This window comes from Pseudomonas entomophila (assembly GCF_013523165.1).
Taxonomy (GTDB): domain Bacteria; phylum Pseudomonadota; class Gammaproteobacteria; order Pseudomonadales; family Pseudomonadaceae; genus Aquipseudomonas; species Aquipseudomonas entomophila_A.
On sequence record NZ_JAAMQI010000014.1, the window covers coordinates 1 to 24,120 of the forward strand.

The window sequence follows — 24,120 nt, forward strand, 5'->3', positions numbered from 1 at the left end:
GGTCTGCTCGGAGGCGCCAAAGGTCAGTCGGGCGGGCTGGGTGGCCTGCTGTCAGGGGCCGGGGGCGGCGCCCAGCAGATCGCTCAGCCCACCCCCTTTGCCCGAGGTACGGTCCTGAAGCAGCGATTGGCCTGATTTGAACAGGTTTTCGAGCAAGGCACGGGTATTCATCTGCAGTCTCCTGAAGGGAATGGCTTGCAGATTAGAGTCCTTGGCTTGACAGGCGCTTAAAAGATTGTGCTTCGGGATGTTGCGTAGGAGTCCACCCGCCGCCTTGGCGCCGCGCTGTCACGCAGAGAACATGACGATAGTTAGGAGGGCCCTGGGCTTTACTGCTAATCGATTTTAGGGCCGCTTTACGGCCCATCGCGGCACAGGGGCCGCTCCTACACCCGTAGTCCCACCGCGGGGTTGCAGGCTATCGCAGTCACCTGTGTGCGGCCCCTGTGCCGCGATTGGGCCCGCAGGGCCCACAAAGCTCTTTAATTAATTAATTTAAAATCAACAAGTTATCTTATGCTCTATGAGAGAGGGGAGTAGCCTGGGCGGCCTCATGGAACAGGACGCCACCCTGGGCACGCGACGAGCGGCCCAGGGCCTTGCCGTCAGTCGCGCAAATCCGACTCGTGAATCGGCTGATCGCGGTGCGTGGCCCGTTGGTATTGCGCCGGCCAGACCGCCTGCTTGCCGCCCAGGTCGTCGTCGGCATGCAGAGGCCAGTACGGGTCGCGCAGCAGCTCGCGGGCCAGGAAGATCATGTCGGCCTGCCCGGTGCGCAGGATATGCTCGGCCTGGGCCGGCTCGGTGATCATGCCCACCGTGCCGGTGGCCAGCCCCGACTCCTTGCGCACCTTCTCGGCGAAACGCGTCTGGTAGCCTGGCCCGGTCGGGATCTCGGCGTTGGCCGACGTGCCGCCAGACGACACGTCGATCAGGTCCACGCCCAGGGCTTTCAGGCGCTTGGCCAGCTCGACGGTTTCATCGGGGTTCCAGCCGTCCTCGACCCAATCGGTGGCCGAGACGCGCACGAACAGCGGCAGCTCCTGGGGCCAGACCTCGCGCACGGCCTCGGTCACCTCCAACGTCAGGCGAATGCGGTTCTCGAAACTGCCGCCATAGCTGTCGCGACGCTGGTTGCTCAGGGGCGAGAGGAACTGGTGCAGCAGGTAGCCGTGGGCGGCGTGCAGCTCGACCACCTTGAAGCCGGCTTCCAACGCGCGTTGCGCCGACGCCACGAATGCCTGCACCAGGTCCTTGATCTGGGGTTCGCTCAGCGCCACAGGCGCGGTGTGCTCAGGGTCGAAGGCGATCGCCGACGGCCCTACCGGCTGCCAGCCGCCGGCGTCGACCGACACGCTGCCGTGCTTGCCCAGCCAAGGGCGATGGGTGCTGGCCTTGCGCCCGGCATGGGCCAGCTGGATGGCCGGTATCGAACCCTGGGCGACGATGAAGCGAGTGATGCGTTGCAATGGTGCGAGCTGTTCATCGTTCCACAGCCCAAGATCTTCGGCGGTGATGCGACCGTCCGGCGTCACGGCGACGGCCTCGGTCATCACCAGGCCCGCACCACCGACGGCACGGCTGCCCAGATGGACCAGGTGCCAGTCGTTGGCCAGGCCGTCGACACTGGAGTACTGGCACATCGGCGAGACGGCAATGCGGTTGGGCAAGGTCAGCTGGCGCAAGGTGTACGGCTCGAGCAGCAGGCTCATGGGGGGTCCTCCGAAGGCGACAAGGGGGCCGGCCGTGCTCACCCAGGAAGGGCAAGGCACGTACCGGCTTCTCTGAGCCTAGACCCGTTTCACCGTACCCGGTTCAGCGGGGTTCGAGGTGCGTGATCAGCAACTGGACGCTTTCCTGACCGCGAAACTCGTTGACGTCCAGCTTGTAGGCCAGCTCCACCCAGCGCACGGCAGGGTCGGGCCAGACCGCGAGATCGACACCAAAGGCGATTCCGTCCAGGCGCACGCTGCCACACTCGCTCTTGAGCACCACTTTCAGGTGACGCTCGCCGACCAGGCGCTGCTCGACCAGCTGGAACACCCCATGGAACAACGGCTCGGGGAAGTGCTGGCCCCAGGGGCCGGCATGACGCAGGGCGCGCGCCAGCTCCAGGTGGAACTCTTCCACGGCCAGTGTACCGTCCGACAGCAGACGGCCGGTCAGGTCTTCCTCGCGCAGCTGGCGACGCACTTCCTCGTCGAAGGCCTCGGCGAACGCCGGGAAATGCTCGGCCGGCAGCGACAGCCCGGCGGCCATCGCATGCCCGCCGAACTTGCTGATCAGCGCAGGGTGACGGGCCGCCACCGCATCCAGGGCATCGCGCACGTGAAACCCTGGCACCGAGCGCGCCGAGCCCTTGAGCATGCCGTCACCGGCGTCGGCGAAGGCGATGGTCGGGCGGTGATAGCGCTCCTTCAAACGCGAGGCCAGGATGCCGATCACGCCCTGGTGCCAGTCGGCGTCGAACAGGCACAGGCCGTAGGGCATGGACTCGATGGGCAGGTCCTTGAGCTGCGCCAGCGCTTCGCGCTGCATGCCTTGCTCGATGGACTTGCGGTCGCGGTTGAGGTCGTCGAGCTGGGCGGCCATCTCGCGTGCCAGGTCAGGGTCGTCGCACAGCAGGCACTCGATCCCCAGGCTCATGTCGTCCAGGCGACCTGCCGCGTTGAGCCGGGGCCCGAGGATGAAACCCAGGTCGGTGGAGCTGATGCGCTGGGGCTCGCGCCGCGCGACCTCGAGGATCGCCTTGATACCCGGACGCGCGCGTCCCGCGCGGATGCGCTCGAGGCCCTGGTGGACCAGGATACGGTTGTTGGCATCCAGCGGTACCACGTCCGCCACGCTGCCCAGCGCCACCAGGTCGAGCAGCTCGCCGATGTTCGGCTGTTGCTGGGTGGCGTAGCGGCCCAGGCTGCGCAGGCGCGCGCGCAGGGCCACCAGCACGTAGAAGATGACCCCTACCCCGGCCAGCGACTTGCTCGGGAACGGGCAGCCCGGCTGATTCGGGTTGACGATGGCGTCGGCGTCGGGCAACTGCGGCCCCGGCAGATGGTGATCGGTGACCAGCACCGTGAGCCCGGCTGCCTTGGCGGCGGCGACCCCCTCGACGCTGGAGATGCCGTTGTCCACGGTCAGCAGCAGGTCCGGCTGACGTTGCAAGGCGACCTCGACGATCTCTGGCGTCAACCCGTAACCGTAATCGAAGCGGTTGGGCACCAGGTAATCGACGTGGGCGGCGCCGAGCAGGCGCAGGCCAAGCACGCCGACGGTACTGGCGGTGGCGCCGTCGGCGTCGAAATCACCGACGATGAGGATGCGCTGTCGCTTCTCGAGCGCCTGCACCAGCAGTTCGACCGCCGTGTCGATGCCCTTGAGCTGCTGGTACGGCAGCAGACGCGCCAGGCTCTTGTCCAGCTCGCCTTCGCACTGCACGCCGCGCGCGGCGTACAGCCGCGTGAGCAAGGGCGGTAACGGCCCGAGGAACGGCAGGGTGTCAGGCAGTGGGCGGGGTTCGATACGCATGGACATCTCAGTTGGGATCGGGGGGAATCAGCCGCGTTCGCCGAGCAGCCAGTCGAGCTGGACCTCGTGCTGGCCACGGTCGTCGGTGACGAACACGGTGCCCTCGCTGATCATCACGTCCCATTTGATGGTGCGTGGCATGTCCTTGGCCAGGATCTCCAGCACCTCCTGGGGCACGGCAGCGATGTTCAGGTTCTTCAAGCCCTTGACCGCGTCGACCACCTTGCCCTGCCAGACGCGCAGGCTGCCATAGGCCAGCAGGCTGGTACGCTCGGTACGGCGCGAGCACCAGGTCAGGCGCTCGGCATCCGGCTGCCCGACTTCGATCCAATGCAGGATGCGGTCGTCCAGGCTGCGCTCCCACAAGGCCGCTTCGTCGACGTCCGACAGGCCCCGTCCGAAGGTCAGCTGCTCGTTGTACCACAGCGCGTAGGCCAGCAGGCGCACGGCCAGCCGCTCTTCGGTCTCGGACGGATGCCGGGCGATGGTCTGGCGAACGCTTTCGTAGACACCTCGGTCGAGGTCGGTCAGGTTGAGTTCGAACTTGTAGGTGGTGGACGGCTGGGCCATGGACGCGGGCTTCTGCAAGAAAAGGCGCACAGTCTACCTGATCCTGTCGGCGGGTGGGCCGCAGCGGTATCGGTCCGACGAGGGCCTGTGGTAAAACCGGGCGCCTGTTCCCACCGCCATGGATGCGTCATGACTACGTCCAGCAAACCCCTCGCCGGCCTCAAGGTCGTCGAACTCGGCACCTTGATCGCCGGCCCCTTCGCTTCGCGGATCTGCGCCGAGTTCGGCGCCGATGTCGTGAAGATCGAATCACCCGACGGCGGTGATCCGCTGCGCAAGTGGCGCAAGCTCTACGAAGGGACGTCGCTGTGGTGGTTCGTGCAGGCGCGCAACAAGCAGTCGTTGACGCTCGACCTCAAGCACCCCGAAGGCCTGGACGTGCTCAAGCGGCTGCTGGCCGACGCCGACATCCTGATCGAGAACTTCCGCCCTGGCGTGCTGGAAAAACTCGGCCTGGGCTGGGAGGTGCTGCATGCGCTCAACCCGCGCCTGGTGATGGTCCGGTTATCGGGGTTCGGTCAGACCGGGCCGATGAAGGACCAGCCGGGCTTCGGCGCGGTGGGCGAATCCATGGGCGGCCTGCGCTACATCACCGGTTTCGAGGACCGCCCACCGGTGCGCACGGGCATTTCCATCGGCGATTCCATCGCAGCGCTGTGGGGCGTGATCGGCGCGCTCATGGCCCTGCGGCATCGCGACGTCAACGGCGGACAGGGCCAGGTGGTGGACGTGGCGCTCTACGAGGCGATCTTCGCGATGATGGAAAGCATGGTGCCGGAGTTCGATGTGTTCGGTTTCATTCGCGAGCGCACCGGCAACATCATGCCCGGCATCACCCCCTCCTCCATCCACACCTGCGCCGATGGACGCCATGTGCAGATCGGGGCCAATGGCGATGCGATCTTCCAGCGCTTCATGCGCGCCATCGATCGCGCCGACCTGGCCGATGACCCGGCACTGGCGAGCAACGATGGCCGCGATGCGCGCCGCGACGAGCTGTACGGCGTGATCGACCGCTGGGCCGGCGGGCGGCCCCTGGACGAAGTGGTGAGCGTGCTCAACGCGGCGGGCGTACCGGTCAGCCGCATCTATTCGGCCGAGGACATGTTCAGCGACCCGCAGTTTCTGGCGCGGGAGATGTTCCTGCACGCCAAGCTGCCTGACGGCACGCCATTCCGTATGCCAGGGATCGTACCGAAACTGTCAGAAACGCCTGGCGGCACCGAATGGGTGGGGCCGGCCCTGGGCGAGCACACCGAGGCGATCTTGACGCGACTGGGGTTCGACGGCGAAGCGATCGCCGGGCTGCGGGCTCGCGGGGTGGTCTAGCGGCCTGGCGAGCCGGGCGCATCGGGCTGCAAGCCTGTGCAAGGCGCCTCGCGCCCCGCCTGAACGCTGGAAAAAAGAAACCCCGGGCGCTGGGGAAGACGCCCGGGGTCAAGCGGAAAAGCCCTTCAGAGCTTTTCGAGGCAGCCAGCCAACACCGGAGCAAAGCGCCGCACGACTGCCATCCACCTGTCTGACGACGCCTTCAGGCGAAGGTTCCCACCGACTGCTGGCAGTGCTGCAGCGCAGCGATCACACAGGGCTGCAAGCGTCCTTCGGCGATTTGCAGGTCACGGTGCAACCCGTCCACCAAATCCACCAGCAGGCGCTGGTCCTGCAATTGCGAGAGGGTCACCGCGCGTCGTAGCACCAGGCGACCTTGGCGGTCGAAGAGCGACAGCTCACGCATCGAACGGGCATCGGTTTCACCGAGGGTGGCGTGATAGGGAGTCAAGGCTTCATTGAGCAATTTGCAGATTCGTTCCATCCGACTCACTCGCTTGTTCTGGTTAGGTAGGAAGACTGACCGTGCCAGGACAGGGAAAGTTCGCACCTGCCGGGCCTCGTTCAACGAGCATATGACGTTGCCATGACCGTTTGCTGACACTGCCAACGCGCATGCGGGTGACTGCGACGCAACGTGTGCAGATGCTGCGCCAGGGTACGGGTTGACAAGGGCCAGTCCAGTTCGCCCAGCACCCAGAGGCCGAGCGCCTGCGCCTGACGCGCCAGGTTGTCCTCGCCACCGCGTGGATGACCGACGAACAACACCGCATGTGCACCTTGGGTGCAGGCCAGCTGCTCGATCAACGGCTGGCCTTCCGTCAAGCGCAGGCCATGGTCCACCACCAACAGGTCGAGCGGACGATGGCGTTCGAGCCAGGCGCAGGCCAGTGCCAGATCGTCGGTCACCCGGACGTCGAACACACCCTGCGCGTTCAAGGCCTGGTGCAGGTGGATCTGATGAAAAGGGCTGTGCTGGTGGATCAGGACACTCAGACGGTCCATGCGCTTCTCCTGCAATAGACGGGCACGCTGGGCCGGCCACTGTAGGAGAGGGCTTAGGGAATGGTCTGTAGGAAAGAACTGAAGGGTCTTAGGAAATGGCCGAGGGACGACCTGAAAACGGCGCCTCTTGGCGCCGTTTTCTAAACACCTCGCTACAACGGCGTACCACGGTTGCCGTGCTGCGTCACGAATGCCTGGACGGCCTTGAGGTCGTTGGGCAGAACCGTGCACCGCTCTTCACGGCTGAACAGATCGCTCAGGTGGCTCGGCAGCTCCAGGGCCTTGCCGACGCCCGCTTGTTCCACGGCCTCGGGGAACTTGACCGGGTGCGCAGTACCCAGGATCACCATGGGTGTATCCAGGCTACGGCGGCACTCGCGCGCGGCCTTGACGCCGATGGCCGTGTGCGGGTCGAGCACCTCACCGGTACGGGCGAAGACCTCGGCGATGGTCTGGCAGGTCTGCTCGTCGCTGACCGCGAGGGAATCGAACAGCTTGCGCGCCTCGGTCCAGCGGTCTTCTTCCACCGTGAAACCGCCACCCTGACGGAAGCGGTCCATCAGTTCGGCGATCGCGGCGCCGCTGCGCCCGTGCAGGTCGAACAGCAACCGCTCGAAGTTCGAGGACACCATGATGTCCATTGACGGCGACAGGGTGGCGTGCAGGGTTTCCTTGACGTAGCGGTTGCCGCTCATGAACCGGTGCAGGATGTCGTTGCGGTTGGTGGCGACCACCAGCTGGCTGATCGGCAGCCCCATGTTGCGCGCCAGGTAGCCGGCGAAGATGTCGCCGAAGTTGCCGGTCGGCACCGAGAAGGCCACCGAACGTGCCGGCCCGCCCAGCTGCAGCGCAGCGTGGAAGTAGTAGACGATCTGGGCCATGATCCGCGCCCAGTTGATCGAGTTCACCGCCACCAGGCGTGTGCCCTTGAGGAAGGACTGATCGGCGAAGCTGGCCTTGACCATTTCCTGGCAATCGTCGAAGTTGCCTTCGATGGCGATGTTGTGGATGTTCTCGCCGAGGATGGTGGTCATCTGCCGACGCTGTACCTCCGACACACGCTGGTGCGGGTGCAGGATGAAGATGTCGACGTTGTCGCAACGACGGCAGCCTTCGATGGCCGCCGAACCGGTGTCGCCACTGGTGGCCCCGACGATCACCACGCGCTCGCCACGCTTGAGCAGCACGTGATCGAGCAGGCGACCGAGCAGTTGCAGGGCGAAGTCCTTGAACGCCAGGGTCGGGCCGTGGAACAGCTCCATGACCCATTCGTTGCTGTCGAGCTGGCGCAGCGGTGCCACGGCAGCATGGGCGAACTCACCGTAGGTCTCTTCGAGAATCCGCTTGAAGTCGGCATCGGCGATGCTGCCCTCGACGAACGGGCGCATGACCCGGAACGCCAGCTCGTGGTACGGCAGGCCAGCCCAGGACGCGATCTCCTCCTGGGTGAAGCGCGGCAGGTTCTCCGGCACGTAAAGGCCGCCGTCGCTGGCAAGGCCCGCCAGCAGGACGTCTTCGAAGTTCAGGGCCGGGGCCTGGCCGCGAGTGCTGATGTAGCGCATGTGTGCAAACCTCTGGGCGCTGGGTGGGGAGACGTGGCTGCAAGCTCGTCAGCGGTGCTTGTACGCTACGCCCTGTTACCCAGCGCGACTGTAATGAATTCTGGTATCGCTCGGGCGGGGGTCCGGCTTGTCGCCTGCCGCCCGACCCTTCAACCCAGCTGTTCGACCCGAATGCGGACCACCTTGCCGACTACGTCCTGCAGGTCTTCCAGCGCGACGATGGCATCGTTGATGCGCTGCTCGATGACGCGGTGGGTGACCAGGATCATCGGCACCAGGCCATCCTGCTCCTCGGCCTCCTTCTGCATGATCGACTCGATGTTGATGCCGCGCTCGGACAGGATGCTCGCGACCTGGGCCAGCACGCCTGGATGATCCTTGGCCTGGATGCGCAGATAGTAGGCGCTCTCGCAGGCCTCGATCGGCAGGATCGGGTGGGCCGACAGCGCGTCCGGCTGGAAGGCCAGGTGCGGCACGCGGTTTTCCGGGTCGGACGTCATGGCACGGACCACGTCGACCAGGTCGGCGACCACCGACGAGGCGGTCGGCTCCATGCCGGCGCCAGCGCCATAGTAGAGGCTCGAACCGGCGGCATCGCCGTTGACCATGACCGCGTTCATCACGCCGTTCACGTTGGCAATCAGCCGGTCGGCCGGGATCAGGGTCGGGTGCACGCGCAGCTCGATGCCGCTGTCGGTGCTGCGCGCCACGCCCAGGTGCTTGATGCGGTAGCCCAGTGCCTCGGCGTAGTTGACGTCGGCCGTGGTCAGCTGGGTGATGCCTTCGGTGTAGGCCTTGTCGAACTGCAGCGGGATGCCGAACGCGATCGATGCCAGGATGGTCAGCTTGTGCGCGGCGTCGATGCCTTCGACGTCGAAGGTCGGGTCGGCCTCGGCGTAGCCCAGCGCCTGCGCTTCGGCGAGCACGTCGGGGAAGGTACGACCCTTGTCGCGCATCTCGGTGAGGATGAAGTTGCCGGTACCGTTGATGATGCCGGCGAGCCAGTTGATCCGGTTGGCCGACAGGCCTTCGCGGATGGCCTTGATCACCGGGATGCCGCCGGCCACGGCCGCTTCGAAGGCGACGATCACGCCTTTTTCACGGGCCTTGGCAAAGATTTCGTTGCCGTGCACGGCGATCAGCGCCTTGTTCGCCGTGACCACGTGCTTGCCGTTCTCGATGGCCTTGAGCACCAGATCGCGCGCCAGGGTATAGCCGCCGATCAGTTCGATGACGATGTCGATCTCGGGGTTGCTCGCGACCTCGAACACATCAGCGGTAATGGGGGTACCGGCAATCTGACAGTTGGGGTTCTGCGAACGCAGGGCGATCTGCGCCACTTCGATGCCGCGGCCGGCCCGCCGGGCGATTTCCTCGGCGTTGCGCTGAAGTACATTGAAGGTACCGCCACCGACGGTCCCCAACCCACAGATGCCTACTTTGACCGGTTTCACTGTCAACTCCCCATGAACGGCCGACGACGTGCCGACCGTGAAAACAGCCGTCTCCCCATGGCGACGGCGTCAGATTAGATTACTTGCCTTCGGCCAGGACCAGCTTGGCCAGCTGTGGCGCAGGCTGATAGCCCGGAATGACCTGGCCGCTCTCCAGCACGATCGCGGGCGTCCCGTTGACGCCGATCGACTGGCCGAGGTGGAACTGCTTGGCGACCGGGTTGGCGCAGCTGGCGGCCTTGACGTCCTTGCCGTCGATCAGCTTGTCCAGCGCCGCACGGCGATCACTGGAGCACCAGACCGCCTGCAACTGCTCGTCGCCCGCCGAGCCTGGCCCCTGACGCGGGAAGGCGACATAGCGCACTTCGATACCGCGACGGTTCAGCTCGGGCACTTCGGCGTGCAGCTTGTGGCAGTACGGGCAGGTGGTGTCGGTAAAGACGGTGATGTGCGACTTGGCCTTGCCCTGGGCAGGATAAACCACCATTTCGCCGACGGGAATGCTGTTGATCAGCTTGGCCACACCCGTGCGCTCGGTCTTCTCGGTGAGGTTGACCGGCTTGCCGTCCTGGACCTGGAACAGGTAGCCCTGCATCACGAACTGCCCGTCGGCGCTGGCATACAGCACGCGCCCGCCCTGAAGCTGAACTTCGTAGAGGCCGTTGACCGGGCTGGCCGCCACGTGCTCCACCGGCACGTCCAGTTCGAGGGTCTTGAGCGTCTTGCGAATGGCCTGCTCGGCGGCCGGATCCGGGCTCGCCGCAACGGCGAACGTGCTGGCCAGCGCCAAGGCGGCGGCGGCGAAAAGCGGGGTCACGCGCATGAAAACTCCTGGGGGCGGACGAGGACGGCGCAGCTGCCTGCCAGACACCGTCGGGCGCTCTGGCAGCGCAGGCTACAAAGCGCCCAAGCCTACCACAACCGAAGGCCGCTGACCGACACTCACGGCCGCTCTGGCGCAACATGAACGGCGCTCATCCACGCGGGTGGTGTTCGGCATGCAGTTGCTGCAGGCGCGCCTTGGCCACATGGGTATAGATCTGGGTGGTGGACAGGTCGCTGTGGCCCAGCAGCATCTGCACCACCCGCAGATCGGCGCCATGGTTGAGCAGGTGAGTGGCAAAGGCATGGCGCAAGGTATGCGGTGACAGCGTCTTGTCGATGCCCGCGACGAGCGCATGGTGCTTGATCCGATGCCAGAAGGTCTGGCGGGTCATCTGCTCGCCCCGCTGACTGGGGAACAGCACATCGCTTGGCCGTCCGTTGAGCAGGTCGGCACGACCACCGCGCAGGTAGCGCTCGACCCAGACCACCGCCTCCTCGCCCATCGGCACCAGGCGCTCCTTGCTGCCCTTGCCCATCACCCGCAGCACACCCTGGCGCAGGTTGACCTGGTCGAGCCGCAGGCTCACCAGTTCGGTCACCCGCAACCCGCAGGCGTACAGCACCTCGAGCATGGCCCGGTCCCGCTCGCCGATCGGCTCGCCCAGGTCCGGCGCCTGCAACAAGGCCTCGACATCGGCCTCCGACAGCGACTTGGGTAGCGGCTTGCCCAACTGCGGCATCTCCACCAGCAAGGTCGGATCGACCGCGACATGGCCCTCGCGCAGCAGGTAGCGGAAGAATCCACGCAGCCCGGAAATGAAGCGCGCCGTGGAGCGTGGTTTGTAACCCTGATCCACACGCCAGGCCAGGTGATCGAGGATCAGCTCGCGCCCTACCCCTTCCAGCGCGACGCCTTGCTCGTTCAACCAGCCGTTGAACAGGACGAGGTCGCTGCGATAGGACACACGCGTGTTGTCGGACAGCCCCTTCTCCAGCCAGAGCGTGTCGAGGAAGGGATCGATCAGGGGGTGGTCGAGTGCCGGCATGGGGTACCTGGGTAGGGAGAGCGGAAGTGGCAAGCTGCAAGCCAGAGCGGCCAGGGCTGCCGGTATCATTCGATCGCCATGGGACCAGCAGCGCGGCTTTGGCGGGTAGCGTATGGCTCGACGCCCGCTGCCTCAGTCGCCCTGAGGCAGGATCGGCACCGGCCGCTTGTCCTCGTCGATGGCCACGAAGCTGAACACACCGTGGATCGCCCGCTCGCGCCTGTCCACGTACATGTCCTCGACGAAGACCTCGACCTCCACCTGCAGGCTGGTGGTGCCGACCTTGATCACCGTCCCGACCAGCTCGACGATGGAACCGGCGGCGATCGGGTGCTTGAAATCGATCCGGTCGGTCGACACCGTCACCAACGGCAAGCGGCAGAAGCGCGTGGCGGCGATGAACGAGACCTCGTCCATCCAGGCCAGGGCCGTACCGCCGAACAGGGTGTTGTGGTGGTTGGTGGTGGACGGGAATACCGCCTTGGTCACACGCGTGACCGACGATTCGGTACGGCGCTGGATCTCATGGTCACGGGTCGTCATGGCATCGCTTCACGAAAACAAAGGGGCACATAGCAAAAAAGCAGCCCGAAGGCTGCTTTTTGTCTCGCAAGGTAGCCAGGGCCACCGGTCAAACTGCACTCAGGACAGTTTTTCCTTGATGCGAGCGGCTTTGCCGGACAGGTCGCGGAGATAGTACAGCTTGGCTTTACGCACGTCACCACGACGTTTCACGGCCAGGCTGTCGATCTGCGGGCTGTAGGTCTGGAAGGTACGCTCGACGCCAACGCCGCTGGAGATCTTGCGCACGGTGAAGGCGCTGTTCAGACCGCGGTTACGCTTGGCGATCACGACACCTTCGAATGCCTGCAGACGGGAACGCTCGCCTTCCTTCACTTTCACCTGAACGACGATGGTATCGCCGGGTGCGAAGGTCGGGATTTCCTTGCTCATCTGCTCGGCTTCGAGCTGCTGGATGATCTTGTTGGTCATGCTGTGCTCCTAAGGCGGATGTTCGATCCACCATCGATACGTTTAACTATCGTCCCGCTCGCGGAGATATTCCTCGAGCAGCTTGTTCTCTTCTCCAGAAAGCGAGCGACTTTCCAGAAGATCGGCGCGTCGCTCGAAGGTTCTCCCGAGGGATTGCTTCATTCGCCAACGCCGGATGTGTGCATGGTTGCCACTGAGCAACACGTCGGGTACGCGCCGATCCGCATACACCTCAGGCCGGGTGTAGTGCGGGCAGTCCAGCAGACCGTCGGTAAAGGAATCCTCTTCCGCCGAGTCCACATGCCCTAAAGCTCCGGGCAGCAGTCGCGTAACCGCATCGATCAGCACCATGGCCGGCAGCTCGCCACCGGACAGAACATAGTCGCCAACCGACCACTCCTCATCGACATGCGTCTCGATGAAACGCTCGTCGATGCCTTCGTAACGACCGGCGATCAGGATCAACGACTCCTGTTGCGCCAGGCCTTTGACCGCTTGCTGCGTCAGCTTGCGGCCTTGTGGCGACAGGTAGATCACCTTCGCCGCAGCTCCAGTCGCCTGCCTGGCCTCGGCCAGGGCATCTTCCAGAGGCTTGATCTTCATCACCATGCCCGGACCACCGCCGAAAGGCCGATCGTCCACCGTGTGGTGCCGATCCGTGGTGTAGTCCCGCGGGTTCCAGCAGGTCACCTCGAGCAACCCCTGTTTCACCGCGCGGCTGGTAATGCCGTACGCCGTGATGGCCGAGAACATCTCGGGGAACAACGTGACCACATCGACGCGAAGGTTACCCATCGGTCAGAAGTCCGCGTCCCAATCGACCCGCATCACGCCTGCATCCAGATCGATGGCTTGCACGCATTGCGCCGTGTAGGGCAACAAGCGTTCGCGATCGTCCAGGCTGCCTGCGCAGGGCCGCACCACCAATACATCGTTCGCGCCGGTCTCCAACAGGTGATCGACCTTGCCGAACAGCTGTTCGTCCTGGTTGATGACGCTCAGACCCACCAGCTGGTACCAGTAGTACTCGCCGTCGGTCAGGTTGGGCAAAAGGCTTCGCTTGACACAGATGTCGTAACCGCTCAGAAGACGTGCTTCATCGCGATCGTCGAGGCCCTTGAGCTTGACGACCAATCCCTTTTGCGAGGGACGACCGCTGACCAGCTCTGCCTGCTTTACCACGCCTTCGTGCCGAAGCGTCCAGCGGGGATAATCCAACAGGTTCTCAATCGGATCGGTAAAGGAATACACCTTCACCTCGCCGCGAACGCCGTGAACCGAAAAGATCTTGCCGACGACGATCAGGTCGTCCGCGTTTTCTGGCGTCGCGTTCATGGTGCTCAGGCAGCGGCCTTGGCAGCGTCCTTCAGCAGCTGAGCAACACGCTCAGACGGCTGCGCACCCTGGCTCAGCCAGTAGGTAGCACGTTCCTGATCGACCGACAGACGAACTTCGCCGCCAGCTGCGATCGGGTTGAAGAAACCGATACGCTCGACGAAACGGCCATCACGGGCGTTACGGCTGTTGGTCACGGTCAGGTGGTAGAATGGGCGCTTTTTGGAGCCGCCACGGGCAAGACGGATGGTTACCATGTGAACATCGTTCCTGTAGTCGGTGCTGCAAATCTGAATGCACAGTGGGCACGGGTGCCCAAAAGGCCGCATATTCTCAGGGAATATACGGGCTTTTGCAAACGCCTTTTGGAAAAAAGGCCGTTCGCCTGCGTTCAGACCTGCCGGTTACGCCGCCCGCAAGGGCGGCAATGTCCCCGCCAGGGCGGGGTTTCCAGTCGGCCGCGGCGCCCGCGACCGACCTGAATCGGGGTCAGAGCTTGGGCATGTTGCCGCCACCTGGCAGCATCCCGCCCAGGCCGCGCATCATCTTCGACATGCCGCCCTTGGTGGAGAACTTCTTCATCATCTTCTGCATCTGCTTGTGCTGCTTGATCAGACGCCCGACGTCCTGCACCTGGGTGCCGGAACCCAGCGCGATGCGGCGCTTGCGCGAGCCACTGATGACGTCAGGGTCGCGGCGCTCGGCCGGGGTCATGGAGTTGATGATCGCCTCCATCTGCTTGAACTGCTTCTCGGCCGCGCCCTGGGCGTTGCCCATCTGCGACAGGTTCATGCCACCGATGCTCGGCAGCTTGTCCATCAGGCCGCCCAGACCGCCCATGTTCTTCATCTGCTGAAGCTGGTCGCGGAAGTCTTCCAGGTCGAAGCCCTTGCCCTTCTTGAGCTTCTTGGCGAGCTTGTCGGCCTTGGTCTTGTCCAGGGTCTGCTCGGCCTGCTCGATCAGGCTGAGCATGTCGCCCATGCCGAGAATCCGCGAGGCGATCCGCTCGGGGTGGAACGGTTCGAGCGCGTCGCTCTTCTCGCCCATGCCGATGAACTTGATCGGCTTGCCGGTGATGGCACGCACCGACAGTGCGGCACCGCCACGGGCATCGCCGTCGACCTTGGTGAGGATCACGCCGGTCAGCGGCAGTGCATCGCCGAAGGCCTTGGCGGTGTTGGCGGCGTCCTGGCCGGTCATGGCGTCGACCACGAACAGCGTCTCGACCGGCTTGACCGCCGCGTGCAGCGCCTTGATCTCGTCCATCATGTCGGTGTCGACGTGCAGACGGCCGGCGGTGTCGACGATCACCACATCGATGTACTTGAGCTTGGCTTCGCGGATCGCCGCTTCGGCGATGGCCACCGGCTTCTGGCTGATGTCGGACGGGAAGAAGGTCACGCCGATGTCGTTGGCCAGGGTCTCGAGCTGCTTGATCGCCGCCGGACGGTAGACGTCGGCCGAGACCACCATGACCGACTTCTTCTTGCGTTCCTTGAGCAGTTTGGCGAGCTTGCCGGCGGTGGTGGTCTTGCCCGCGCCCTGCAGGCCGGCCATCAGCACCACGGCCGGTGGCGCGGCGTTGAGCGCCAGCTCTTCGTTGGCCGCACCCATCAGGCCTTCGAGCTCGGCCTGGACGATCTTCACGAACGCCTGGCCCGGGGTCAGGCTGCGCGATACCTCGGTGCCGACCGCCCGCTCCTTGACGCTGTTGACGAAATCCTTGACCACCGGCAATGCGACGTCGGCTTCGAGCAGGGCCATGCGCACTTCGCGCAGCGTGTCCTTGATGTTGTCTTCGGTCAGCTTGGCCTTGCCGGTGACATGGCGCAGCGTCTGTGACAGGCGGTCGGTCAGGTTTTCGAACATGGTGATCCTTTCAGGCTGGCGAGCCGAGATTTTCAGGCGCCGGGGCGGCAGACGACACGCGCGGGGCGCAACAAGCCGGCGAGTATAACCAAGACTGGCGCCGTCGCCCACCTGCCCGGACACCGCGCCGCCGCCGAGCGGTGCCCGCGCCCTGTCCCTGCACCGGCTGGCCGGCAGGCTTCCTAGGCAGGCGCGTTCTATGCCAAACTCCGACCTTTAGGGCTTGCCTCACAGGACTTATGCTCTCCTCACCCAGTCTCCTCCCCAATCTGATCGCCGCCTGCCTGTACGCCCTCGCCGCGTTCCATCAGGGCACCTGCCTGGCCAAGGGCACGCGTGCCGACAAACGGCTGCTCGGTGTGCTGGGTGGCATCGCCGTCATGGCCCAAGGCATCGCCCTGTTCTTCCAGTTGCTCACACCGCTGGGCCTGAGCCTGGACTTCTTCAGTTCCGCCAGCCTGATCGCCACCGCCGTCATCGCCCTGACACTGCTGGCCTGCCTGCGCATCCCCGTGGAGAACCTGCTGCTGTTGCTGTTCCCCCTGGGCGCCATCACCGCGCTGCTGTCGCAGTTCGCCCCGCCCGGCACCGTGCCCCTGATCAACGAGCAACCGGGCATCCTGGCGCACATCCTGCTGTCGATCCTCGCCTATGGACTGTTCACCATGGCGATGTTCCAGTCCCTGCTCCTGCTGCTGCAGGACCGTCAGCTCAAGCACAAGCACCCCTCGGGGCTGATCCGCAACTTCCCGCCCCTGCAGACCATGGAAAGCCTGCTGTTCGGCTTCCTGTGGGCCGGCTGGGGCCTGCTCACGCTGTCGCTGATCTCCGGCTGGCTGTTCCTGGACAACCTGTTCGCCCAGCACCTGGTGCACAAGACCTCGTTGTCGTGCATCGCCTGGGTGGTGTTCAGCGTCCTGCTGCTGGGGCGCCATCGGTTGGGCTGGCGCGGGCACAAGGCGATCCGCTGGACGCTGGCCGGGTTCTGCCTGCTGATGCTGGCGTACTTCGGCAGCAAGCTGGTACGCGAATTCATCCTGCATATCTGACCGCTCATCATGGATACCCCCACGCTCGACCCCTTGATCGCCCTGCTGGCCCTGGCCCTGTTGTGGTCGCTGCTGTTCAGCGCAGTGGAAGCGGCGCAGCGCCAGCTCATGGCGGCCTCGCCCGAGACCCATGCCGACCTGCCACGGCTGTCCGTGCGGGCATTGATCCTGTGCGCCGGCGTGGGCCGCCTGCTGGTACTGGGCAGTGCCTTGCTGATCGGCCAGCGCCAGGCACCGGCCCAGGGCTTCTGGCTGGCCGGACTGGGGGCGACCTTCGTGCTGCTGGTGCTCACCGATTACCTGCCGCGACGCCTGGCGCATCGCCATCCCCGTGCCGTTCTGAGCCTGGGCCACAGCCTGCTGCGCGCGCCGCTGTGGATCGTGCAACCGCTGGCCTGCCTGCTCGATGGCTGTGCGCGCCTGCTGCTACGCCCGTTCCAGCGAGGTTCGGCGGCCCATGCCATGCAGGTCGAGCAGCACGATGCGCTCGAGGAGCCGCCTCGGAGCGATCCTTCACGTGCCGGCCTGCTCGAAGGCGTGCGCGCCCTGCAGCGCATCACCGTCAATGACATCCTGATCCCGCGCAATGACGTCGACGGCATCAACCTCGACGACCCGATCGAGACGATCACCGCCCAACTCCGGCGCACCCGCCATACGCGCCTGCCGGTCTACCATGCCGACATCAACCAGGTGCAGGCGGTGCTCAACCGCAAGACCATCGAGCACCTGCTCACGACCGACAGCCTCACCGTCGAGCGGCTGAAAGCGGCGTGCCACGAGCCTTACTTCGTGCCTGAAAGCACGCCCCTGCAGCAACAACTGCTCAACTTCCACAAGCAGCAGCGCCGCCTGGGGATGGTGGTGGACGAGTATGGCGATGTGCTGGGGCTGGTGACGCTCGAGGACATCCTGGAAGAGATCGTCGGCGAGTTCGAGGACGAGCAAGGGCTGGACAACCCCCACGTCCATCCCCAGGCCGATGGCCGCTACGTCATCGACGGCGTGGCCTCGTTGCGCGAGATCAACCGCAGCCTGGGCTGGCACCTGCCCTGCGATGGCGGCCCCAAGACCTTGAACGGCCTGGTCACCGAGGCACTGGAAAGCATCCCTGCCAGCGCCGTGTGCCTGAAGATCGGGCGGTACCGCCTGGAGATCCTCGAGACCGAGGACAACCGTGCCAGCAAGGTGCTGGCCTGGACCCTGACTCGCTAGCTATACTCGAGCCACGCTTACCCAGCCCTGCCGCACCCCCTGCTACCCGCCCCCGGGGGTCAGCGGCCAGTCCACGGCTCGACGCACCTGCGGCATCGCCTCACCACCCTGAGCGCTGCCCTCCCGGCCCTACCCCGCCTGGCCCGTCGAGACGCTGAACCACAAGAATAGGCTTCGGCCTGCGCGCCCGCGCATGCCGTGAAGCACCAGACTGCCAGGGATCGATCCTATGACTGCCAGCGACACGTTCGCCTCCACCGCGCCGACCGCGCCGGTGAATTCTCCTGCCCGCGTAGCCACCGCCAGCTTCATCGGCACCGCCATCGAGTTCTACGACTTCTACGTCTATGCCACGGCGGCGGCCCTGGTGATCGGACCGGTGTTCTTCCCTTCCGGCTCGGGTACCGCCCAGATGCTGGCCGCGTTCATGACCTTCGGCATCGCCTTCCTGGCTCGGCCGCTGGGTTCGGCGCTGTTCGGGCACTTCGGCGACCGGATCGGGCGCAAGTCGACGCTGGTCGCCTCGTTGCTGCTGATGGGCGTCTCGACCACCCTGATCGGGGTGCTGCCAGGCTACGACAGCATCGGCCTGTGGGCCCCCGTGATCCTGTGCCTGCTGCGCTTCGGCCAAGGCCTGGGCCTGGGCGGCGAATGGGGCGGCGCGGCGCTGCTGGCGACCGAGAACGCCCCGGAAGGCAAGCGCGCGTGGTTCGGCATGTTCCCGCAGCTGGGCCCTTCGATCGGCTTTCTGGCGGCCAACGGTCTGTTCCTGGCCCTGGCCCTGCTGCTGAGCGACGCACAGTTCCGCGACTGGGGCTGGCGTATCCCGTTCCTGCTCAGCGCCGCCCTGGTGGTGGTGGGCCTGTACGTACGCCTCAAGCTCGAGGAAAGCCCAGTGTTCGCCAAGGCAGTCGCCCGCCAGGAGCGCGTGAAGCTGCCTGTGGTGGAGCTGTTCGCCCATTACTGGCAACCGATGCTGCTGGGCGCCATGGCCATGGTGGTGTGCTATGCACTGTTCTACATCTCCACGGTGTTTTCCTTGAGCTATGGCGTCTCGACCCTGGGTTATACCCGTGAGGGCTTCCTGGCGATGCTGTGCTTCGCGGTGGTCTTCATGGCACTGGCCACGCCGTTGTCGGCCTGGCTCAGCGACCGCTATGGGCGCAAGCCGGTGCTGATGATCGGCAGCGTGCTGGCCATCGCGTCGGGCTTTGCCATGGAACCGATGCTGACCTCGGGCTCGAGCATGGGCGTGGCGGCGTTCCTGGCGCTGGAGCTGTTCCTGATGGGCGTGACCTTCGCGCCAATGGGCGCGTTGCTGCCCGAACTGTTCCCCACCCACGTGCGCTACACCGGCGCCTCGGCCGCCTACAACCTGGGCGGCATCGTCGGCGCCTCGGCGGCGCCGTTCTTCGCGCAGAAGCTGGTGAGCCTGGGCGGGTTGAGCTGGGTCGGGGGCTATGTGTCGGCAGCGGCGGTGATCAGCCTGGTGGCGGCGATGTGCCTGAAGGAAACGCGGAATCGGGCGCTCTGAGCGGCAAGCGGCAAGGATGCCCAGCATGGCGGCGCCTGCTTGGGCCCTGTCGCGGGCAAGCCCGCTCCCACCCGGGACAGTACAGCCTGCCAAGAAGGAGGGCTGCACACCCTCCTGTGGGAGCGGGCTTGCCCGCGATGCAGGCGGCGACTGATCGGACGCTATCGCGGGCAAGCCCGCACCACCAGGGGCGGTGCAGCCTGCCAAGAAAGGAGCGCTGTACACCCTCCTGTGGGAGCGGGCTTGCCCGCGATGCAGGCGGCGACGCATCGAAGACCGTCGCTGGCAAGTCCGCTTGCAGCCTCTTACAACTCCACGACCACTGCCTGCGACGCCCGGGTCGCCTTGGCGCGGGCGGCCTCGATCGATTCATCCCGTGCCAGGCATACCCCCATGCGCCGCTGGCCGTTGACCTCGGGCTTGCCGAACAGGCGAATGGCCGTGTCCGGCTCGGCCAGGGCCGCACCGAGGTTGGCGAACGCCGTCTGGCTCGACTGGCCTTCCACCAGAATCACCGCCGAGGCCGATGGCCCGAACTGACGTACCACAGGAATCGGCAAGCCAAGGATGGCGCGGGCATGCAGGGCGAACTGGGACAGGTCCTGGGAGATCAGGGTGACCAGGCCGGTATCGTGCGGCCGCGGCGAGACTTCGCTGAACCACACCTGATCGCCCTTGACGAACAGCTCGACGCCGAACAGCCCGCGTCCGCCCAAGGCGTCGGTGACCGCCTTGGCCACCCGCTCGGACTCGGCCAGGGCCTTGGCGCTCATGGCCTGGGGTTGCCAGGACTCCTGGTAGTCGCCCCCTTCCTGACGGTGGCCGACCGGCGCCAGGAAGGTGGTGCCGCCGACATGGCGCACGGTCAGCAGGGTGATCTCGTAGTCGAAGTCGATGAAGCCTTCGACGATCACACGCCCCTTGCCGGCGCGCCCGCCCTCCTGGGCATGGTGCCAGGCCTTTTCCAGGTCGCTTTCGCCGCGCAGCAGGCTCTGGCCCTTGCCCGACGAGCTCATCACCGGCTTGACCACGCAGGGGTAGCCCAGGTCGGCCACGGCGCGCGCGTAGTCCTCGAAGGTGTCGGCGAAATGGTACGGCGACGTGGGCAGGTCGAGTTCTTCAGCGGCCAGGCGGCGAATGCCTTCGCGGTTCATGGTCAGTTGCGTGGCGCGCGCCGTCGGCACCACGTTGAAGCCTTCGCTTTCCAGCTCCACCAGCGTCGCGGTGGCGATGGCTTCGATCTCCGGCACGATGTAGTGCGGCTTCTCGGCTTCGATGACCGCGCGCAATGCAGCGCCGTCGAGCATGTTGATGACGTGGCTGCGGTGCGCGACCTGCATGGCCGGTGCATCGGCATACCGGTCCACGGCGATCACTTCCACGCCCAGGCGTTGCAGTTCGATGACCACTTCCTTGCCCAGCTCGCCACAGCCACAGAGCAGTACACGGGTCGCGGCGGGCGACAAGGGGGTTCCGATACGCGTCGTCATCTCAGGTCCTCGAAAGCATGGAGGGCGGACGCTCGGGCCCGCCGCTGAAAAGGACCGGTAGTCTACACCCGACGTCCTGGTTTGGGGCCGTGGTGAGTGCTGAGCTGCACGCTGCGCCGGTCGCGCCACGCCATGGCCAGCCACACCGCGGTCACGCCCGCGCACTTCGACAGCAGCGCTGTGCCGGCCACCACTGGGGTCAGTGCGCCGATCATGCCGAAGAAGATGACCGTGTCCACCGGGATGCTCAGCGCCGAACTCAACCACAGCCGGTCACGCAGGGGCCGCCGGGTGACGCTGAACACCAGCCAGTCGATCAGTTCGGAGACGAAGAACGCCGTGGCGCTGGCCAGGGCAATCGCCGGTTCGGAGGTGACGTAGGACAGCACCAGCGCCGCCAGCATGGCCACCAGCGCACCATGGCCGTAGCGGGTCTGGACCATGTCGCGCAGGATGAACACCAACCCGCCCCAGGCGGACCAGATGACGTCCAGGTGCGGCGCACTGGAAAAGGCGTAGTTGATCAGCACCACGCTGCTGATGTAGGCAAGAAGGTAGAACATAGGCAGGACCGTCGGACAGGCCGCACAGGGTACGTGAGTCGTTGCCCTCGGCCAAGTCCGTTTACCCGAGAACCAACCCTGCCTCGACGGCGCGCGCATGACACCGCACCAGCACCTGACGGCGTTCGGCGTTGTCCATGCGCGACCATCGGGTGATTTCATCGACGCTGCGCTGGCAGCCGGTGCAGAGGTCCTGCTCGTCCAGTGCGCAGATGCTCACGCAGGGCGAGGCCACGGGTCGCTCCTTGACGTCCATCTCAATCCTCCTGGGGCGCGAGGTCGCGCGCATAGCGTTGGGCATTGGCCACGTAATGCGCGGCGCTGGCCTCGAGCAGGCGTTTCTGTGCCTCGCTCAGGGTGCGCACGACCTTGCCCGGCGAGCCGATCACCAGCGAGCCGTCGGGGATTTCCCGCCCTTCGGGAATCAGGGCGTTGGCGCCGATGATGCAATGCTTGCCGATGCGCGCACCGTTGAGAATCACCGCATTGATGCCGATCAGGCTGTAGTCGCCCACGCAGCATCCGTGCAGCATGGCTTTGTGGCCGATGGTCACGCCACGCCCCAGCGTCAGCGGCGAGCCCGGGTCGGTGTGCAGGACGGCGCCGTCCTGGACGTTGCTGTCCTCGCCGATGTCGATCAGCTCGTTGTCGCCACGCAACACGGCGCCGAACCAGACGCTGGCCTGCGCCTGCAGGCGGACCTTGCCGATCAGGATGGCGCCTGGGGCGGTCCAGCTGTCGGGGTGGGTGTCGACGCGCAGGTCGCCAAGGCGGTAGTTCATGGAAAGTCCTCGAATCGTCAGGAAAAGATGAAGCCGGTCAAATCTCGATGAAGTGCGCAGGCGGCCGGTGCAGGCCGATGTCGGCGTCGAAGAGCAGGTTCATCAACTCGACGATCATGATCGCGGTGAGGCCCCAGATCCGGTATTCACCGAAGCGGTAGCTCGGCACGTACCAGTGCTGGCCCTGGGCATCGACCCGGTGCGTGTGCTCCTGGGGCGGCTCGCGAAAGAACGCCAGCGGTACGCTGAAGACCGCCGCGATCTCGGCATCGTTGGGTTCGTAGTCGACGTAGTCGGGAATCACGCCGACGAAAGGCGTCACCTTCAGCCCGTGCAGCGAGATCAACGGGCTCAGCGGGCCGAGTACCTCCACCAGGCCTGGCGGCAGGCCGATTTCCTCGTGCGCCTCGCGCAGGGCGGTGAAGATCAGGTCAGGGTCCTCCGGATCGCGGCGCCCGCCGGGGAATGCCACTTCGCCGCCGTGGGTCGACAACCCTTTGGCGCGCAAGGTCAGGACCAGCTGCGGATCGTCGCCGCGGGTCACGGGCAGCAGTACCGCAGCCTCCGGAAGACGGCGGTCGGTCGTCAGGGTGCCGGGGGTATGGGTGCTCATCCGGCGAACAAGCTCGTCCAGCATCACGCAGTCTCGAATCAAGGCCTGCCTGCATCATGCACCAAAGCCACAACCCAACCCAAGCCCTGCCACGACTTGCGGCGCACCACGCCGGCACGCCAAGATAGCGGCATCCACCAGGAAGCCAGACATGAATTTCTGCAGCGCGTGCGGTCAACCGGTCATCCAGCGCATTCCCGAGGGCGATACCCGTCTGCGGTATGTCTGCGAGCATTGCCATACCATCCATTACCAGAACCCGAACATCGTCGCCGGGGTCCTGCCGACCCACGAAGGCCGCGTCCTGTTGTGCCGCCGTGCCATCGAGCCACGGCACGGCTACTGGACGCTGCCGGCCGGCTTCATGGAAAACGGCGAGACCCTCGAGCAGGCCGCTCGTCGCGAGACCGTCGAGGAAGCCTGCGCCCGCGTCGGCGAGATGACGCTGTACCAGCTGTTCGACCTGCCGCACATCAACCAGGTGCACGTGTTCTTCCGGGCCGAGCTGGCCGATATCGACTTCGCCATCGGGGTCGAGAGCCTGGAGGTCAGGCTGTTCGACGAGCACGAGATCCCTTGGTCGCACCTGGCGTTCCGCACCGTGACACGCACCCTGCAATGCTATTATCGTGACCGCCTCACGCAGCACTATCCCATCGGCAACGAATACCTGCCGCCGATGCAGCTCGCCCCACCCCATAGCTAGTTCCACAGGATCGCTCCATGCGCTGGTTGCTCGCCCTGCTCTGCTTCGGTTTCACCGGCCTGTCCCAGGCGGCCTATACCGAGACCCTCATCCGCAAGCCGTTGCCCGCGCCAGGGCAGGCGCCGGCCGTGGCGCCTGCGCAGGTCGCCCAGCGCGTGGTGGACAAGGTGCTGGTGGTCAAGTCCGAACGGCGCCTGCAGCTGATCAGCCGGGGCGAGCCGCTCAAGACCTACCGCATCTCGCTAGGCAAGCAGCCCAACGGGCCCAAGCTGCAAGAAGGCGACAAGCGTACGCCCGAGGGGCTGTACTGGATCGACTGGCGCAAAGTCAGCGACCGCTACAACCTGGCCATGCACATCTCCTACCCGAACATCAGTGATGCGGCCCGCGCCACGCGCGAGGGCGTGCCCGCCGGCGGCATGATCATGATTCACGGCACGCCGATCGACGAGCACTATCCGGAGTGGTACTTCCACACCCTGGACTGGACCGAAGGCTGCATCGCCATGCGCAATGCCGACATGCGCGAAGTCTGGAGCCTTGTGAAAGACGGCACGCTGATCGAGATTCGGCCTTGATGTCCTAGGACGTAGGAAAAGTCTCCAGAACGTCCCTACCTGATCCCGCGTTCCTGGCCGACACGCTTCTCGGCCTG

Annotated in this window: 26 protein-coding genes; 6 read left to right on the plus strand and 20 right to left on the minus strand. The window is 65.4% G+C overall.

The window, feature by feature from the left end; translation table 11 throughout:
• Positions 1-605: 605 nt before the first annotated feature.
• From G7Z99_RS12745 to G7Z99_RS12755, 3 genes are all read right to left on the minus strand, one after another.
• Positions 606-1,712 carry an NADH:flavin oxidoreductase/NADH oxidase gene (locus tag G7Z99_RS12745; protein WP_181094281.1) on the minus strand — a complete coding sequence of 369 codons (1,107 nt, stop codon included), beginning with the start codon at positions 1,710-1,712 and terminating at the stop codon, positions 606-608.
• A 103-nt stretch (positions 1,713-1,815) separates the two neighbouring features.
• Positions 1,816-3,525 carry a single-stranded-DNA-specific exonuclease RecJ gene (recJ, locus tag G7Z99_RS12750; RefSeq protein ID WP_181094283.1) on the minus strand — a complete coding sequence of 570 codons (1,710 nt, stop codon included), beginning with the start codon at positions 3,523-3,525 and terminating at the stop codon, positions 1,816-1,818.
• A gap of 27 nt (positions 3,526-3,552) precedes the next feature.
• Positions 3,553-4,095, minus strand: coding sequence for a YaeQ family protein (locus tag G7Z99_RS12755; RefSeq protein WP_181094285.1), 543 nt, complete (start codon positions 4,093-4,095; stop codon positions 3,553-3,555).
• 129 nt (positions 4,096-4,224) lie between these two features.
• Between G7Z99_RS12755 and G7Z99_RS12760 the strand changes: the two genes are divergently transcribed.
• The gene (locus G7Z99_RS12760) at positions 4,225-5,424 is read left to right on the plus strand and encodes a CaiB/BaiF CoA transferase family protein (RefSeq protein ID WP_181094288.1); all 1,200 of its coding nucleotides are present in this window, start codon (positions 4,225-4,227) and stop codon (positions 5,422-5,424) included.
• Positions 5,425-5,626: 202 nt separating this feature from the next.
• Here the strand turns inward: G7Z99_RS12760 and G7Z99_RS12765 are convergent, their stop codons facing one another.
• The 12 genes from G7Z99_RS12765 to ffh form a co-directional block, all read right to left on the minus strand.
• Positions 5,627-5,908: a DUF3509 domain-containing protein gene (locus G7Z99_RS12765; protein ID WP_181094290.1), complete on the minus strand. Its 282-nt coding sequence runs from the start codon at positions 5,906-5,908 to the stop codon at positions 5,627-5,629.
• An 80-nt stretch (positions 5,909-5,988) separates the two neighbouring features.
• Positions 5,989-6,429 carry a histidine kinase gene (locus G7Z99_RS12770; RefSeq protein ID WP_181094292.1) on the minus strand — a complete coding sequence of 147 codons (441 nt, stop codon included), beginning with the start codon at positions 6,427-6,429 and terminating at the stop codon, positions 5,989-5,991.
• 152 nt (positions 6,430-6,581) lie between these two features.
• Positions 6,582-7,991 (minus strand): threonine synthase, encoded by a 1,410-nt coding sequence (thrC, locus tag G7Z99_RS12775; protein WP_181094294.1) that lies wholly within the window; start codon positions 7,989-7,991, stop codon positions 6,582-6,584.
• Between the two features lie 149 nt (positions 7,992-8,140).
• On the minus strand, positions 8,141-9,445 hold the full coding sequence (locus G7Z99_RS12780; protein ID WP_181094296.1) for a homoserine dehydrogenase: 1,305 nt from the start codon (positions 9,443-9,445) through the stop codon (positions 8,141-8,143).
• Between the two features lie 79 nt (positions 9,446-9,524).
• Positions 9,525-10,268: a disulfide isomerase DsbC N-terminal domain-containing protein gene (locus G7Z99_RS12785; protein ID WP_181094298.1), complete on the minus strand. Its 744-nt coding sequence runs from the start codon at positions 10,266-10,268 to the stop codon at positions 9,525-9,527.
• Between the two features lie 151 nt (positions 10,269-10,419).
• Positions 10,420-11,316, minus strand: a complete 897-nt coding sequence (xerD, locus tag G7Z99_RS12790) for a site-specific tyrosine recombinase XerD (protein WP_181094300.1) — start codon at positions 11,314-11,316, stop codon at positions 10,420-10,422.
• Between the two features lie 132 nt (positions 11,317-11,448).
• A complete protein-coding gene (locus tag G7Z99_RS12795; protein WP_181094302.1) occupies positions 11,449-11,859 on the minus strand; it encodes an acyl-CoA thioesterase in 411 nt (136 codons plus the stop codon).
• Positions 11,860-11,958: 99 nt separating this feature from the next.
• Entirely contained in the window at positions 11,959-12,309 is a 351-nt protein-coding gene (gene rplS / locus G7Z99_RS12800; RefSeq protein ID WP_008094487.1) for a 50S ribosomal protein L19, read from the minus strand.
• A 42-nt stretch (positions 12,310-12,351) separates the two neighbouring features.
• The gene (trmD, locus tag G7Z99_RS12805) at positions 12,352-13,104 is read right to left on the minus strand and encodes a tRNA (guanosine(37)-N1)-methyltransferase TrmD (RefSeq protein WP_181094304.1); all 753 of its coding nucleotides are present in this window, start codon (positions 13,102-13,104) and stop codon (positions 12,352-12,354) included.
• Positions 13,105-13,107: 3 nt separating this feature from the next.
• On the minus strand, positions 13,108-13,644 hold the full coding sequence (gene rimM, locus G7Z99_RS12810) for a ribosome maturation factor RimM (RefSeq protein WP_181094306.1): 537 nt from the start codon (positions 13,642-13,644) through the stop codon (positions 13,108-13,110).
• Between the two features lie 5 nt (positions 13,645-13,649).
• Positions 13,650-13,901 carry a 30S ribosomal protein S16 gene (rpsP, locus tag G7Z99_RS12815; protein WP_060392783.1) on the minus strand — a complete coding sequence of 84 codons (252 nt, stop codon included), beginning with the start codon at positions 13,899-13,901 and terminating at the stop codon, positions 13,650-13,652.
• 232 nt (positions 13,902-14,133) lie between these two features.
• Positions 14,134-15,513 (minus strand): signal recognition particle protein, encoded by a 1,380-nt coding sequence (ffh, locus tag G7Z99_RS12820; RefSeq protein WP_181094308.1) that lies wholly within the window; start codon positions 15,511-15,513, stop codon positions 14,134-14,136.
• 239 nt (positions 15,514-15,752) lie between these two features.
• Here ffh and G7Z99_RS12825 point away from each other — a divergent pair, with 239 nt between their 5' ends.
• From G7Z99_RS12825 to G7Z99_RS12835, 3 genes are all read left to right on the plus strand, one after another.
• Complete coding sequence (locus G7Z99_RS12825) at positions 15,753-16,562, plus strand: cytochrome C assembly family protein (protein ID WP_181094310.1); 810 nt, start codon at positions 15,753-15,755, stop codon at positions 16,560-16,562.
• 9 nt (positions 16,563-16,571) lie between these two features.
• Positions 16,572-17,777, plus strand: coding sequence for a transporter associated domain-containing protein (locus G7Z99_RS12830; protein ID WP_181094312.1), 1,206 nt, complete (start codon positions 16,572-16,574; stop codon positions 17,775-17,777).
• 229 nt (positions 17,778-18,006) lie between these two features.
• Complete coding sequence (locus G7Z99_RS12835) at positions 18,007-19,311, plus strand: MFS transporter (protein WP_181094314.1); 1,305 nt, start codon at positions 18,007-18,009, stop codon at positions 19,309-19,311.
• Between the two features lie 305 nt (positions 19,312-19,616).
• Here G7Z99_RS12835 and purT read toward each other — a convergent pair whose 3' ends face one another.
• The 5 genes from purT to G7Z99_RS12860 all read right to left on the minus strand — a co-directional run bounded on the left by purT (position 19,617) and on the right by G7Z99_RS12860 (position 22,783).
• On the minus strand, positions 19,617-20,801 hold the full coding sequence (gene purT / locus G7Z99_RS12840; RefSeq protein WP_181094316.1) for a formate-dependent phosphoribosylglycinamide formyltransferase: 1,185 nt from the start codon (positions 20,799-20,801) through the stop codon (positions 19,617-19,619).
• A 62-nt stretch (positions 20,802-20,863) separates the two neighbouring features.
• On the minus strand, positions 20,864-21,364 hold the full coding sequence (locus G7Z99_RS12845) for a VUT family protein (RefSeq protein ID WP_181094318.1): 501 nt from the start codon (positions 21,362-21,364) through the stop codon (positions 20,864-20,866).
• A gap of 61 nt (positions 21,365-21,425) precedes the next feature.
• Positions 21,426-21,620 carry a DUF1289 domain-containing protein gene (locus tag G7Z99_RS12850; RefSeq protein WP_181094320.1) on the minus strand — a complete coding sequence of 65 codons (195 nt, stop codon included), beginning with the start codon at positions 21,618-21,620 and terminating at the stop codon, positions 21,426-21,428.
• Between the two features lies 1 nt (position 21,621).
• Positions 21,622-22,146: a gamma carbonic anhydrase family protein gene (locus G7Z99_RS12855; protein ID WP_181094322.1), complete on the minus strand. Its 525-nt coding sequence runs from the start codon at positions 22,144-22,146 to the stop codon at positions 21,622-21,624.
• Positions 22,147-22,183: 37 nt separating this feature from the next.
• On the minus strand, positions 22,184-22,783 hold the full coding sequence (locus G7Z99_RS12860) for a CoA pyrophosphatase (protein ID WP_181094324.1): 600 nt from the start codon (positions 22,781-22,783) through the stop codon (positions 22,184-22,186).
• A 127-nt stretch (positions 22,784-22,910) separates the two neighbouring features.
• Between G7Z99_RS12860 and G7Z99_RS12865 the strand changes: the two genes are divergently transcribed.
• Both G7Z99_RS12865 and G7Z99_RS12870 read left to right on the plus strand, forming a co-directional pair.
• Positions 22,911-23,465 (plus strand): NUDIX hydrolase, encoded by a 555-nt coding sequence (locus G7Z99_RS12865; RefSeq protein WP_181094326.1) that lies wholly within the window; start codon positions 22,911-22,913, stop codon positions 23,463-23,465.
• A 17-nt stretch (positions 23,466-23,482) separates the two neighbouring features.
• Positions 23,483-24,043: a L,D-transpeptidase family protein gene (locus G7Z99_RS12870; protein ID WP_181094328.1), complete on the plus strand. Its 561-nt coding sequence runs from the start codon at positions 23,483-23,485 to the stop codon at positions 24,041-24,043.
• Positions 24,044-24,120 lie beyond the last annotated feature (77 nt).